This is a genomic window from Agriterribacter sp. (genome assembly GCF_035497235.1).
GTDB lineage: Bacteria > Bacteroidota > Bacteroidia > Chitinophagales > Chitinophagaceae > Agriterribacter.
Map to the genome: position 1 here is coordinate 106,130 of NZ_DATJEB010000033.1, position 14,604 is coordinate 120,733.

Here is a 14,604-nt window from a genome sequence, read left to right on the forward strand (position 1 = left end):
TGGAACAGGTTTGCTAATTGAGCTATAACCATTGAATGAACAAGATAAAAATAAAAATGCAATAAACCGCAAAATAAAGTACAAAAATGCAAATTTTATTTTTAAAGCTGCAAGAAATTGAAATTCAGTTTCGTTTCCGGTTTTCTATAGCTTTTCTTACATTCTTATTTTTTTCAATAAGCTGTTTAGCCGTTTTATGATCCACGTTCAGTTCTTTCATTACAATATTTACCCCCCTGGCTATTAATTTATTATTGCTGAGTTTCATATCCACCATTTTATTACCTTTTACCCTGCCTAATTGTATCATTATGGCTGTGGAAATCATATTGAGTACCAGCTTTTGAGCGGTTCCCGCCTTCATTCGGGTACTGCCTGTTACAAATTCCGGACCGGTAACAACTTCAACAGGGTACTGCACTGCCTTTGCCAGCGGGGTGTTCAGGTTGCATGTAATACAGCCGGTAAGTAATCCTGATTTCCGGGCGCTTGCCACACCCCCAATAACATAGGGCGTAGTGCCGGAGGCGGCTATACCAATAATGGAATCTGATTTGCCGATCGCATATTCTTCTAAATCATCACTGGCTTTTTCCTTATTATCTTCGGCAAATTCTATCGCTTTCCTTATCGCGTCATCCCCTCCGGCCATAATGCCAATTACCCAGTCTTCAGGCACACCAAATGTTGGAGGGCATTCAGATGCGTCCAAAATACCCAGTCGGCCGCTGGTGCCTGCGCCAATATAAAAAAGGCGCCCTCCCTTTTTCATTCTTTTTACAATAGCCGTTATCAGCGCTTCTATTTGAGGAATTGCTTTTGCCACTGCCGCGGGAACAGTCTGGTCTTCACTGTTTATGCCTTCCAGTATTTCTTGTACTGACATCTTTTCTAACCCGTCAAAACCTGATGGCATTTCTGTAGTAAGCATCCTGTACTATAATTTAGATTGATATGCGTTATGCTCATATAAAATAGCATAAAAACGCAAATTATAAATGTTAAGCTATGTAAAAACCGCAAATAATCAAAAAATAATGCAATAAAACGTAAAAATTAATAAAAAACACGCAGCATCATCGGTAATGCTGATGGTACCCGCCCGGTTTGCCATATCCCTGCAACAACATACCTTTGTAGTTTATACTATTCAGTTATGAAATTCGGTGTAGTTATTTTTCCCGGCTCCAATTGCGATAGCGACATGATATACGCGCTGAGAGAAGATCTCGGTTATGAAGTGATTGAGCTTTGGCATAAGGATAAGGACTTATCTGCTTTTAATACAACAGATTGTATTGTTTTACCCGGAGGCTTCTCTTTTGGGGATTATTTGCGCTGCGGCGCTATTGCAAGGTTTAGTCCTATGATGCAAAGCGTAATTGCTTTTGCCCAAAAAGGCGGAAAAGTATTAGGTGTTTGTAATGGATTTCAAATACTATGCGAAGCCGGTTTATTACCCGGCGTTTTACTGCGCAACGAGAATATGAAATTTGTTTGCAGGAACATATATATAAAAGGAGAAGACGGTGTGCCGGCAAAAATTCCATTGGCGCATGGCGAAGGCAGGTATTATGCAGATGAAAAGACGCTGGATCTGCTGGAAAACAATAACCAGGTTATGTACAGGTACTGCAACGAATTGGGTGAAATAACCGCTGCTGCCAATCCTAACGGTAGTTTGCGCAATATAGCCGGTATTGCCAATGCTGCCCGCAATGTTTTTGGAATGATGCCGCATCCCGAAAGGGCATGCAATGCGGCGCTGGGTAACACAGACGGAAGAAAAATACTGCAGGATTTATTATTAGCCGGGAGTACCGTATCGGCACATTAGTTTTTTGGGAATTATTTAAGTCTTTTTGTATGAACTTTACCGTGTAGCCACATTTAAAAATCGTTCTTTATGATGCAAAAAATTATACTGTTTATAGCCGTTTTGTTTTCCGTGAATATGCTTTTTGCACAAAGCGGATCTGCAAAAATGGTAAACTGGAGCTTTGCTTCTAAAAAGGTGGCAGACGATACCTATGAAATCCGTTTCACGGCCGACATCAACGGTAAGTACCATATATATGCGCAAAATGTTGGTGTTGAGGGACCCGTACCTACTTTATTTACCTTTACACGTAATCCGCTCATTGACATCAATGGTAAGGTTAAGGAGATGGGTAAAATGATCAAAAAACACGAAGAAGTGTGGGGGGGCGATGTAAACTACTATGAAAACAAAGTAGAGTTTGTGCAAATGGTGAAATTAAAAAAGAAGATCAAAACCCATGTGGGTGGAACCGTGGAATTTATGGTATGCGATGATAAAGAGTGTTTACCGCCTGCAGAAATTCCTTTTAAGATAAATATCGGGGGATAGCAGGCACAAAATTATTCAGGGATAAAAGGGTCAGGAAACAAAAAAGGGGTTGTATATATTATACAGCCCCTTTTCATTTGAGTAAATGTTGTTATAGTGCAATTTGTTTTTCCTGCATCATTTTCCGCAGGTTAATTAAACCATAGCGCATACGGCCCAAAGCGGTATTAATACTGCAATCGGTTAACGTAGCAATTTCTTTAAAACTTAATTCGGCGTAATGTCTTAAAATGATCACTTCGCGCTGATCTTCAGGAAGGCGGTCAAGCATTTCACGAACGCGGCCATGACTTTGGCGCTGCATCATAAGCCGGTCAACGCCATCTTCCGAAAAATTGATCACTTCAAAAATGTCGCGGTCATCGCCGGTTTTAATAGCGGGGGTACGCTTAACCTTGCGAAAATGATCTACACAAAGATTGTGGGCGATACGCATGGCCCAGGGCAAAAACTTTCCTTCTTCCGTGTAACGACCACTACGGATGGTGTCAATAACCCTGATAAAAACATCCTGGAAAATGTCTTCAGCCAGGTACTTGTCCTTAACAAGAAGAAAAATGGAAGTGTAAATCTTGTCCTTGTGACGGACGATAAGATTTTCAAGTGCAGACGCGTCACCGCTCATAAAGAGGTGAATCAATTGCTGGTCAGGCAAATTGGTTAGGGATTTCATAAACTTCTACGGTTTTTAATGGTTGGGATTTTGATATCCCCAATAGCATAACAAGAGAAGTAGAAGTTAATACCAAATAGGCGGTAATGTTTTAAATTCTAGTTTCTTTCGTACGATATTGGGACTGCTAAAGTATTGCTTTTTTTCATATAACCAAATTTTCGTTAAATAATTTTCGATTAACATTTGAAAATCTTCGATAAACGACAAAATATTAAATACACGGAAGCAAAAACAATAATACCATTTCTTAAACGCGGCTTATTTCTTACACCTTTGATTAAGCTAAACAATTTAGTATTAATTTTGAAGCACTTTTATGATAGCTACATCAGGAAAAAAAAAGAAGCCATTGGCGCAGCGCAGTAATAATAATATTTTAATAAAAGGCGCGAGGGTACATAATTTAAAAAACATAACGGTTGAAATTCCCCGTAATCAACTGGTGGTGGTAACGGGCGTTTCCGGCTCCGGTAAATCGTCTCTTACTATTGATACCCTGTTTGCAGAAGGACAACGCCGCTATGCGGAAAGCCTCAGCGCATACGCCCGCCAGTTTCTGAACAGGATGGATAAGCCGGACGTGGACTTTATTAAGGGCTTATGCCCTGCCATAGCCATTGAGCAAAAAGTAATTACACGCACCCCACGCTCCACGGTAGGCAGTATGACGGAGGTATATGATTACCTGCGCCTGTTATTCGCCCGTATTGGTAAAACCATTTCACCGGTAAGCGGGGAGGAAGTGAAGAAAGATGACGTGAAAGATGTGGTGGAAGCCATTAGCACACATAATACCGGCGATAAGATACTAATACTTGCCCCGTTCAGGCTGCAGGGTAAAAGAGATACCAGGGAAGAATTAAATATACTGCTGCAAAAAGGATTTTCGAGATTATATGTTATCCCGGGATCTGCCGGAGGCGAAATATTGCGTATTGAGGATACGCTTGAACAAAAGGATACAGAGTTAAAAAAGCGGTTCATCAAAAATCCTCCGGCAGACCGTATGTACATTTTGATTGATCGTATAGTGGCAAAGCCATTTGATGAAGCCGATATGCATCGTTTGGCCGACTCTGTTGGCACTGCTTTTTTTGAAGGAGAAGGAGAAATGATGCTTGAAGTGAATGGTGCAAAACAGTTACCCTATTCCAGCAGGTTTGAAAAAGACGGCATTACATTCGAAGAACCTGTTCCCAATCTTTTTTCGTTTAATAATCCTTACGGCGCATGCCCGGTATGCGAAGGCTTTTCGCAGGTGCTGGGTATTGATGCGGGACTGGTAATACCCGACCCGCGGTTAAGCCTGTACGAAGGCGCCGTGGCGCCGTGGAAGGGCGAGAAGCTCAGCCGCTGGAAAGATGAGTTCATACGTGGCGCCAAATATTTTAACTTTCCCGTACATAAGCCCGTTATTGATCTTACCCCGCAGCAATATGATGAGCTATGGAACGGTAATGCCCATGCAAAAGGCATTAACGACTTTTTTAAAGAAGTAGAGCAGAACCTATATAAGGTACAATACCGGGTATTATTATCCCGCTACCGCGGAAGAACCACCTGCCCGGAATGTAAGGGTTACCGGTTACGGAAAGAAGCCTTATATGTAAAGGTTGATGGAAAACACATTGGAGAACTGTGCGAACTGCAGGTAAAAGACCTGAAACAATGGTTTGATGCACTGCGGCTCAGTGATTATGACCGGCAGGTTGCAAAGCGTGTGCTTATTGAAATCAGGCAACGGTTGCAGGTATTGCTCGATGTAGGACTGGGTTACCTGAGTTTGAACCGCCTGGCCAACAGCATTAGCGGCGGAGAAAGCCAGCGCATTCAGCTCACCAGGAGCCTGGGCAGCAACCTTACCAACTCTTTGTATATATTAGATGAACCCTCTATAGGCCTTCATTCCAGGGATACGGCACAACTGATAAAAGTATTAAAGGAGCTGCGCGATTTGGGTAATACCGTTGTAGTTGTGGAACATGACGAGATGATGATGCGCGAAGCCGATCACATTATTGATATGGGTCCCCTGGCCAGCCACTTAGGTGGCGAAGTAACCGCGGAAGGCGATTATGATGCTATCATCGGCAATAAAAAAAGTCTTACCGGGAAATATCTCAAAGGCGAATTAAAAATTGAAACACCCGCAACGGTTCGTAAATGGAAACAGTCGGTAACGGTGGAAGGCGCCCGTGAGCATAACCTGAAGAACATTACAGTTGAATTTCCGCTCAATGTTTTATGCGTGGTAAGCGGCGTAAGCGGTAGTGGAAAAACCACCTTAGTAAAGCAAATTGTGTATCCCGCTTTAAAAAAAATAAAAGGAGAGTTCACTGAGAAGGTAGGTATGCATAAGGCAATTACCGGCGATGTGGATTATATTACGCAGGTAGAGCTGGTAGACCAGAATCCTATTGGAAAATCATCACGCAGTAACCCGGTAACGTATATTAAGGCCTACGATGAAATAAGGGATTTATATGCCAAACAACCGCTGAGTAAAATAAACGGATTCCAGCCAAAGCATTTTTCTTTCAATGTGGAAGGCGGCCGCTGCGATGCCTGTAAAGGAGAAGGGGAACAGGTGGTAGAAATGCAGTTTCTTGCGGATGTGCATCTTACCTGTGAAGTATGCCAGGGCAAACGCTTCAAGGAAGAAGTGCTGGAAGTAAACTATAAGGATAAAAATATTCATGACGTATTAGAAATGAGTGTAGAAGAAGCCTTACAATTTTTTAGTGACGAAAAGGACATCCTCGCCAAATTAAAGCCGCTTGCCGATGTTGGCCTCGGGTATATAAAGCTTGGGCAATCGAGCGGAACGCTTTCGGGTGGTGAGGCTCAACGGGTAAAGCTGGCCTCCTTCCTGGGAAAAGGCAGATCACAAGCCCGCCCGCCTGCCCGACTGGGTCATTCAGGCGGGGATGACACGGCCGGACGGGGGCATATCCTGTTTATTTTTGATGAACCTACTACGGGCCTGCATTTTCACGATATTAATAAATTACTTACTTCCTTTCGCGCATTAATAGCGCAGGGACATTCCATATGGGTAATAGAACATAATACCGATGTAATAAGAAATGCCGATTGGGTAATAGACCTGGGACCGGAGGCAGGCGATGAAGGAGGGAATCTTGTTTTTGCAGGTATTCCGGAGAACTTGAAGAAGGTGAAGGAGAGTTATACAGGAAAGTTTCTGTAGCACTACCGGCGGTTAATGCATTGGCTTTTACCAGGCCAGTTTTCCCGCGACAAAGCCCCGGGAGAACATATTAATAACGCAGTCCGGAGACTTTGTACAGCCGCACTATGTAGCTGCTTCATATAGCCGCATTTTATTACCTTCGCATCCAAATGACAGAAAAGATCATTATTCTTGACTTCGGTTCCCAATATACCCAGCTTATAGCGCGGGCTGTACGTGAAGCCAGCGTATATTGTGAAATTACCCCGTTTAACAAGCCCATCAGCTATACACCCGGATTAAAAGCCGTTATTTTATCCGGCTCTCCTTTTTCGGTAAACGACAGCAATGCACCCCTGGTGGATATTGAAGCCATCAGCAAAAAAGTGCCGGTACTCGGCATTTGCTATGGTGCGCAGCTTACTGCCAAAATATTTGGTGGCAAAGTTGAAAAGTCGGAAAAAAGGGAATACGGACGGGCCCTGTTAAAAGTTAAGCAGGGGGATGTGCTGTGGACGGATGTACCCGCAGAATCGCAGGTATGGATGAGCCATGGCGATTCGATATTAGAAACACCGGCCGGCTTTGAACTGCTGGCAGCAACGGATACCATACCTGTAGCCGCATTTAAAAAAAATGGTAGTGCTGCACATATTATTTACGGTTTACAGTTTCATCCGGAGGTATACCATTCTACCTATGGGAAAAAACTGATCCGGAATTTTTTAGTGGAAATATGTGGCTGTAGCCAGGATTGGACAGCGGCGCATTTTGTAAGTGACACTGTAGAAAACCTGAAAAAGAAAATCGGCGACCGCAGGGTAATTATGGCATTGAGCGGGGGAGTAGATTCAACGGTAGCCGCCACATTAATACATAAGGCCATCGGCAACAGGCTGTTTGGCATTTTTGTAGATAACGGCGTATTAAGAAAAGATGAATTTGAACAGGTGTTGAAAACCTATAATGAATTTGGACTGAATGTTAAAGGTGTTGATGCCAGCAATCGTTTTTATGCGGGGCTGGCCGGCAAAACAGATCCCGAAGAAAAAAGGAAGGTCATAGGTAAAACCTTTATTGACATATTTGATGAAGAAGCGCATAAAATAGAAGGTATAGGATTGCTTGGACAGGGAACCATTTATCCTGATGTAATTGAAAGCGTGTCGGTACACGGTCCTTCCGTTACCATTAAGTCGCACCACAATGTGGGCGGACTTCCCGAAAAAATGCACCTTGAGCTGGTAGAACCCCTGCGTTACCTGTTTAAGGATGAAGTAAGAAAAGTAGGGCTTGAATTAGGGCTTCCTTCGGCTATGCTTTTCCGTCACCCTTTCCCGGGCCCCGGGTTGGCCATTCGTATACTGGGAGAAATAACACAGGAAAAAGTACGTTTGCTGCAGGAGGCCGATGCGTTATATGTTAAAGCTTTGCGATCTTTTGATTTGTATGATAAGGTGTGGCAGGCGGGCGCTATTTTGCTTCCGGTAAAAAGTGTTGGCGTTATGGGTGATGAAAGAACTTATGAGTATACTGTTGCATTAAGAGCGGTTACTTCTGTAGATGGTATGACGGCAGACTGGGCACATCTGCCTTATGAATTTCTTGCACATATCTCCAATGAAATTATAAATAATGTAAGAGGCATCAACCGGGTGGTATATGATATCAGCAGCAAGCCGCCTGCAACTATAGAGTGGGAATGATACGTCTTATGGTAAAGCTGAACGTATGACTAAAGCCGGATTTCTGTTTTTGAATATTTTACTGTGCCTGGCAAATAGTATCGCTGCACAGGATAGTGCAACAACGCACCACGCCATAAAAGTGCCCCGCATCGCTGTTTTTGCGCCGTTGTATCTTGATTCGGCTTTTGATGCATCGGGTAATTACAGGTTTGCTAAAACCGTTCCCCGCTATATGAGTGCAGGGTTGGATTTTTACCAGGGTGCAGCTTTCGCTTTGGATTCATTAGACAAAGAAGGCTTACACTTACAGGTTCACGTATACGATACCAAAAGTAAAACCTCCGTTTATAAACTGGCGGATAGCGGCGTGCTGGATAGTGTTGATCTTTTGATTGGCGCCGTTAGTGGCAGCGAATACCTTGATCTTGCCAGTGTTGCCAGGGAAAAAAAGATTCCTTTTGTTTCCGCAAGCTACCCCAATGACGGGGGCGTGAGCGGAAATCCCTATGTAATTATCGTCAACTCCAGGTTAAATACGCATTTGCTTGCGCTGTATAATTATGTTTTACGCAACCACGGTACTAATAATATTATCCTGTTCCGCAGGAAAAGCGCGGCCGATGACCGGGTAACGGAAGTGTTTAAATCACTTAATGCATCTTCTTCCGGCCCTGTACTGAATATCCGTGAGGTTACATTAAATACAGGCGTTACTCCCGAAAACATAAAGGCTGTATTAGATAAAGAAAGGGAAAACGTTATCATTTGTGGCAGCCTCGATGAAAGTTTCAGTAAAGTACTCATTTCAGCCGTTGCCCCGCTGTCTGCCAGCTACAAAATTACGCTCGTAGGCATGCCTACCTGGGAAGGACTTCGTGAGCTGGAAATTCCTGAGTTGAAAACCGTTCCCATCATCTATTCTTCAACCTTTTTTGATCCTGGACAAACAGATGCATGGGTTGCCAACTTTTCACAGCGGTACGCCAAAGCCAGTTACACCTACCCTTCGGAAATGGCTTTCCGTGGTTATGAAGTGATGTACCTGTTTGCCCATATGCTTGATCAGTACCAGGATGGACAGTTACAGGACTATCTTTCCGATAAAAACTACCGTGTACTTACCAGTTTTGATTTTAAGCCTATCCACCTGGGCAGGAATAGTACAACGCCCGATTATTATGAAAATAAACGCATCTACATATTAATGCGGCTGAACGGTACGGTGTCAAAAGCAAATTAACTGCGTATCTGCAATAACTGTCTCTGAGCATGTACACGTTTAAAACACAATAACCACATTAAAGTATGATAAGGCTTACTACATTGGCCCTGGCTTGCCTTTTTTTCAGCAATAGTATTGGCGCGCAATCCCGCCAGGAATGGACCGCTGTTTTTAAAAATATAAATGATGAAGTGTTGCAACGTTCCGCAGCTTATAACAACCTGCAAGCAGCTACCCAAAACATAGGACACAGGCTTACCGGCTCTGCCCGGGGTTCCAGGGCTGAAACCTACGCTTACGGGCTTTTAACAGCTTATGGATTAACTGTACACTATGCTCCCTTTGAAGCGGAAAGCTGGAGCAGGGGCACGCTCGCTGTTACCATCAACAACAAAAAATACAAATCGGTTTCGCTGGCGCATTCTCCTGTAAAGGCAAATGTTTCAGGCAGCATTGCCGATATGGGTAATGGGTTGGAAGCAGATTATCTCAATCATCCCGGCGCGGCGAAAGATAAAATTGTACTGGCTTCACTGGGCATACTGCCGGGATCAGTAAACGGGTTACGGAATTTGCACCGGTCGGAAAAAGCGGCTTTGGCTATCCGCTATGGCGCCAAAGGGATCATACTCATTAATTCCGCACCAGGTGATATTTTACTTACCGGCACCGCATCGGTAACCGGTAAGCTCATCAGTATCCCTGCTATTTGCATAGGTAATGAAGACGGCATGCAATTAAAAAAGCAACTGCAAACAGCGCCTGCCGCTGCCAGCATTGCTATGACTAATTTCTCGGGTACAATAAAAGCCCGGAATGTAATTGCAACGATCAGGGGTAAAACAAAACCCGGTGAAAAGATTGTGATTGGCGGGCACCTGGATAGCTGGGATTTGGCTACAGGCGCTATTGACAATGGCATTGGCGCTTTTTCGGTAATGGATATTGCCCGCACCTTTACAGCATTGAACCTGCAACCCGAACGTACGGTGGAATTTGTTTTGTTTATGGGAGAGGAGCAGGGGCTGCTGGGGTCAAAAGCGTATATGAACAATGTATTGCAGGATGGAACCGCGGAACAAATAAAATATATGCTCAACCTCGACATGTCGAACAACCCCAAAGGATATTCTGCTACTACCGGTGAAGATGAACCGCTTTTCCGGGCAATAGGCGGCATAGCAAAAACCATTGACACTTCTTTCTCAAATACATTCCACTCCGGCTTCGGCTTGCACAGCGACCATCAGCCCTTTATGCTCCAGGGTATTCCTGCCGGCAGCGTAGCCGGCAGCCTTAGCCGGGAAGCACTGAATTGTTACCATGCCGATTGCGATGCTTTTGACCTCGTGAATGAGCCGGAATTGAAGAATACCATACGGTTTAGCGCCATGTTGCTGTATGGACTGGCAGATGCGCCTGCGATACAGGCTAAACGCTTAACAGATGATGCGTTAAAAGCCGCGTTATTGCAAAGTCATCTCAAAGAAGCTTTACAGATATCAGGCGAATGGCGGTGGGAAGATTAAAAAGGGGCTGTCTCAAAAAAGCCGGTATAGAAGATATGCCACTAAGACACAAGCCTGCCGGCAGGCGGGGGCACAAAGTCCTGATCTTCAGGTTTTATTTTCTTCGTATTTTCTTGCCTGCACGTCCGGCTCAGGCGGGCCTTCGTGGCAAAATATTACTTTTGAGACAGCCCCTTCATGCTGCTATTTTAAACTATCGTACCTGAATATCGGATCAACCCTGCTGCCGGCTTTTAATTCCATAACAGGATTCAACAGCCCGTCTTTCAGTCCGTATACCCATCCGTGAAGATCGGGAGCTTTCTGTTCTTTCCATGCGTTTTGGATAATGGTTGTTTCCGATAATCTTACTACCTGTTCCATCACATTGAGCTCAGCCAGCCTGTCGCTCCTGGCATCTGTATCTTCAATGGCATCTAACGCTTCCCTGTTGTGGCGGTACACATCCTTAAGACCACGGAGCCACATATTTAATAATGCTTTATAGTCGTTATTAGTGATAGCCGCTTTTACCCCGCCGCAACCATAATGACCGCAAACCACTATATGTTTTACTTTTAAAAAATTCACCGCGTAATCCAGCACGCTCAACAGGTTTATATCCGTATGAATAACCATATTCGCTATATTTCGATGCACAAATATTTCGCCGGGCTGGGTGCCGGTAATTTCGTTGGCAGGCACGCGGCTGTCACTGCAGCCGATCCATAAAAATTCCGGTGTCTGAACTTCAGACAACCTGTTGAAATAATCGGGGTCCATTGTTTTTTTCTCGCTCGCCCATGCTTTATTTTCAAGCAATAATTTTTCATTCGCTTTCATTGTAATTTTTTTTAAGTGAATAATGCAGAGGAATTGCCCGGCATATTATCACGATGTCATTTCCGCTTTTTTGTTTTGGGAATGGTTTAAAAATTCAATATCAAATCCGTATGCACCGGCATTACCGGTTTTAAATTCCACTTTAATATTTTTTTTGTGCGACTCCCGGGTAAAAGCGCCTATCATTTCTACAATATCCCTGTCAATATAATCGGCGCGGGTTGCATCAATTAATACGCTTGAATGTTCAGGAACGGCATCCAGCTTGCTTTTTATACCCCTCTTATTTAAAATGGAAACATCTTTCCGCAAACGGATAAGGTAATTATTGTTATCGCTTACGATAAATACCGCTGTTTTAAAATTGCTGCGGGCAGAGAAAAATAATCCTATGGCTAAACCTGCCAGCACCCCCACGAGCAAATCGGTAAATAAAATAATAACAATGGTAGCCACAAACGGTAAAAACTGATCCCATCCTTTACGGTAAAAAGATTGGAAAAGCGAAGGTTTGGCTAACTTAAAACCGGTGTAAATAAGTATAGCTGCCAATGCCGATAAAGGAATGATGCCCAATATGCGTGGTATGAAAGCCACACTGAGCAGAATGAAAAATCCATGATAAATAGCAGACATCTTGGTTTTGGCGCCGGCATGTACATTTGCCGAAGAGCGAACAATGACGCTGGTTAACGGCAGTCCGCCTATCAGTCCGGATACAATATTGCCCACACCCTGCGCCTTTAATTCCCTGTTGGCAGGTGTTATTCTTTTTTGCGGATCTAGATTGTCTGTAGCTTCTATACCCAGCAGGGTTTCCAGGCTGGCAACCAGGGCCAGTGTAACACCGGTAATCCATACCTGTTTGTTGAATACAGTACTCCAGTCGGGAGAAGTAAAAAAAGAGAGAAACTCCTTAGCCGAAGATGCAACAGGAATATTAACCATTTGCTCCTGCCCCAGGGCATACATTGCGTTTTGCCACTTTATGAATTCATTAATACTTATGCCCAGCAATACTACCAGCAACGGAGCGGGAACGAGTTTTATCCAGCCACCTTTCTTTTCTGCCAGGCCGCCCCACAAAAACTGGAACACAAGGCAAACTATACCAATCAATACGGCTGCAGGTGTTATGGCGTTTAACGAATACCAGATTCCTGTGAAGGTATTTTCACCGTTGGGTTGCAAAAAAGCCTGGTCTCCTTCAAAATTATGGTCATATCCAATAAGGTGTGGTAGCTGCTTCAGTATTAAAATAATTCCAATAGCTGCCAGCATACCTTTTATCACGCTTTTTGGAATATAATCTCCTATAACGCCGGATTTGGCATACCCTAATATTAATTGAAAAGCGCCGCAAATAACTACCGACAGCAGGAATGCTTCAAATGAAGGAAGCATCACAATGGCTCCGGCCACAATAGCTGTAAGTCCGGCTGCAGGACCGCTCACACTTAACTGCGAACCGCTGAGTGCGCCTATTATAATACCTCCGGTAATACCCGCAATAATGCCACTGAATAAAGGCGCATTTGAGCCTAAGGCAATTCCCAGGCAAAGCGGCAAAGCCACTAAAAATACTACTATGGAAGCGCCCAGGTCGCCCGGAATGCTTCTTGTATATGTTGTAAAACGATTTTTCATAATTTATAACAATTAAATAACAGAAATCCAAACAGGATATTCCCGCGCTGCAACAAATGGTTTTGTTTTACCTGCAGGGGCCATGTTAACATCAGTGAACGCCCGCTTAATCGCGGAGTTAATGAAATAAAATACCAGCGGGCTTATCTTTCAATGGGTAGCATTATAAAATAATGCGGCAGTTAAAGACAAGCTTATGGTTGTAAGATTATAGAAATGAAAGGGGAAGCTTATGCCTCCGGAGGTGGGGAAATGAGTTCTCCGTAATAAGTAATATATATAACGGAACCAGCGTGGTTGCTGTGTTCAAGACCAGGTGTACGGATTTCAGCAAGGGTTAAAGCTTCATGCAAATATTCTGAAAAAGTATTCGAATTGCATTTTTCTTCATTGAGGCCCGAAAATGGGTTTGTATTTTCTTCTGCTGTTTGGTTAACAGCGCCGGATGATTTGCTGTTTAACTGTTGCTGAAAGTCCAGAATAAGCGGAGCGCTCACGGTAAGCCACAACAGCGTAAAGATCATAAGAACCGCTGATGCACGATGTTTTAGCTTATATGTTTTATTTGCAGGCATGAAGCCGCCAAAGATAATTGAAAGCATTAAAACTGTGCAATTATTTAAAAAACGTTAACGATTTGATACAATACCGTGGTATAAATTAAATTTGTTTTTTACCGGAGGCGTTTTATTGTAAAATGATCAGGCTGGCTGCCCTGTTTGAAGTGTTCGGAAAATCAGCTTTTTCCTGTAGGTTTGCGCTTAAACTATTGATAGTGAAATTTAAATCCGTTGTTTTTCTCACGTTAGCTATACTTGTAATTGACCAGGGATTTAAGATTTGGATAAAAACTAACTTTCATCTGGGCGAGGAGAAGTTTATTCTGGGTTCATGGTTCCGGCTCCATTTTATTGAAAACGAAGGCATGGCTTATGGCTGGAAGCTGGGAGGAGAATGGGGCAAGATTATCCTTACTTTATTCAGGCTTTTTGCAGTGGTTTTCGGCACTTATTATATCCGGCATATTATTAAAGAAGGGTATCACAAAGGCTTTATCATTTGTGCAACCTTAATTTATGCCGGCGCTATCGGCAACCTGATAGACAGCATGTTTTATGGGCTGATATTTGAAAACAGCGGAGATATATTTAACCCCTACCTCTCAGCAATTTTTCCTGAAAAAGGGTATGCCGGCTTCCTGCACGGAAGGGTTGTGGATATGTTGTATTTTCCCATTATTACCAATGCGCATTTCCCGCAATGGGTACCCTTTTGGGGAGGTGAAGATTTTGAATTCTTCAGGCCCGTTTTTAATATTGCCGATGCTTCCATTTCCACCGGCGTTATAACCATCCTGTTGTTCCAGAAACGCTTTTTTGAGCAAAAAAAGAAGGAGCTGCACCCAACGGTAGAAACCAAAACCACCGTAAATGATGAAGTGCAGGTATCGTAATACCTG

At 43.5% G+C, this 14,604-nt stretch carries 12 protein-coding genes; 7 read left to right on the forward strand and 5 right to left on the reverse strand.

All coding sequences use genetic code 11. The features are described from left to right. Positions 1–124: 124 nt before the first annotated feature. Positions 125–931, reverse strand: coding sequence for an N-acetylmuramic acid 6-phosphate etherase (gene murQ / locus VL121_RS10170; RefSeq protein ID WP_325404833.1), 807 nt, complete (start codon positions 929–931; stop codon positions 125–127). A gap of 225 nt (positions 932–1,156) precedes the next feature. Here murQ and purQ point away from each other — a divergent pair, with 225 nt between their 5' ends. Beyond that, positions 1,157–1,837 (forward strand): phosphoribosylformylglycinamidine synthase subunit PurQ, encoded by a 681-nt coding sequence (purQ, locus tag VL121_RS10175; protein WP_325404835.1) that lies wholly within the window; start codon positions 1,157–1,159, stop codon positions 1,835–1,837. Positions 1,838–1,906: 69 nt separating this feature from the next. After that, positions 1,907–2,371, forward strand: a complete 465-nt coding sequence (locus tag VL121_RS10180; RefSeq protein ID WP_325404837.1) for a protein-disulfide reductase DsbD domain-containing protein — start codon at positions 1,907–1,909, stop codon at positions 2,369–2,371. Positions 2,372–2,462: 91 nt separating this feature from the next. Here the strand turns inward: VL121_RS10180 and VL121_RS10185 are convergent, their stop codons facing one another. Then, the gene (locus tag VL121_RS10185) at positions 2,463–3,044 is read right to left on the reverse strand and encodes an RNA polymerase sigma factor (protein ID WP_324553693.1); all 582 of its coding nucleotides are present in this window, start codon (positions 3,042–3,044) and stop codon (positions 2,463–2,465) included. Between the two features lie 319 nt (positions 3,045–3,363). On the opposite strand from VL121_RS10185, the gene uvrA reads away from it, so the two are divergent. The 4 genes from uvrA to VL121_RS10205 all read left to right on the forward strand — a co-directional run bounded on the left by uvrA (position 3,364) and on the right by VL121_RS10205 (position 10,676). Next, entirely contained in the window at positions 3,364–6,255 is a 2,892-nt protein-coding gene (uvrA, locus tag VL121_RS10190; RefSeq protein WP_325404840.1) for an excinuclease ABC subunit UvrA, read from the forward strand. Between the two features lie 152 nt (positions 6,256–6,407). Further along, positions 6,408–7,943 carry a glutamine-hydrolyzing GMP synthase gene (gene guaA / locus VL121_RS10195; protein ID WP_325404842.1) on the forward strand — a complete coding sequence of 512 codons (1,536 nt, stop codon included), beginning with the start codon at positions 6,408–6,410 and terminating at the stop codon, positions 7,941–7,943. 25 nt (positions 7,944–7,968) lie between these two features. Continuing rightward, positions 7,969–9,165 (forward strand): ABC transporter substrate-binding protein, encoded by a 1,197-nt coding sequence (locus VL121_RS10200; protein ID WP_325404844.1) that lies wholly within the window; start codon positions 7,969–7,971, stop codon positions 9,163–9,165. A 65-nt stretch (positions 9,166–9,230) separates the two neighbouring features. Next, complete coding sequence (locus VL121_RS10205) at positions 9,231–10,676, forward strand: M28 family peptidase (protein WP_325404846.1); 1,446 nt, start codon at positions 9,231–9,233, stop codon at positions 10,674–10,676. Positions 10,677–10,859: 183 nt separating this feature from the next. Here VL121_RS10205 and VL121_RS10210 read toward each other — a convergent pair whose 3' ends face one another. The 3 genes from VL121_RS10210 to VL121_RS10220 form a co-directional block, all read right to left on the reverse strand. Next, positions 10,860–11,498, reverse strand: a complete 639-nt coding sequence (locus VL121_RS10210) for a carbonic anhydrase (protein WP_325404848.1) — start codon at positions 11,496–11,498, stop codon at positions 10,860–10,862. Between the two features lie 48 nt (positions 11,499–11,546). Beyond that, complete coding sequence (locus tag VL121_RS10215; protein ID WP_325404850.1) at positions 11,547–13,145, reverse strand: SulP family inorganic anion transporter; 1,599 nt, start codon at positions 13,143–13,145, stop codon at positions 11,547–11,549. Positions 13,146–13,375: 230 nt separating this feature from the next. Further along, the gene (locus tag VL121_RS10220) at positions 13,376–13,747 is read right to left on the reverse strand and encodes a hypothetical protein (protein ID WP_325404852.1); all 372 of its coding nucleotides are present in this window, start codon (positions 13,745–13,747) and stop codon (positions 13,376–13,378) included. Positions 13,748–13,920: 173 nt separating this feature from the next. Here VL121_RS10220 and VL121_RS10225 point away from each other — a divergent pair, with 173 nt between their 5' ends. Further along, positions 13,921–14,598 (forward strand): lipoprotein signal peptidase, encoded by a 678-nt coding sequence (locus VL121_RS10225; protein WP_325404854.1) that lies wholly within the window; start codon positions 13,921–13,923, stop codon positions 14,596–14,598. The last annotated feature ends 6 nt before the right edge of the window (positions 14,599–14,604 follow it).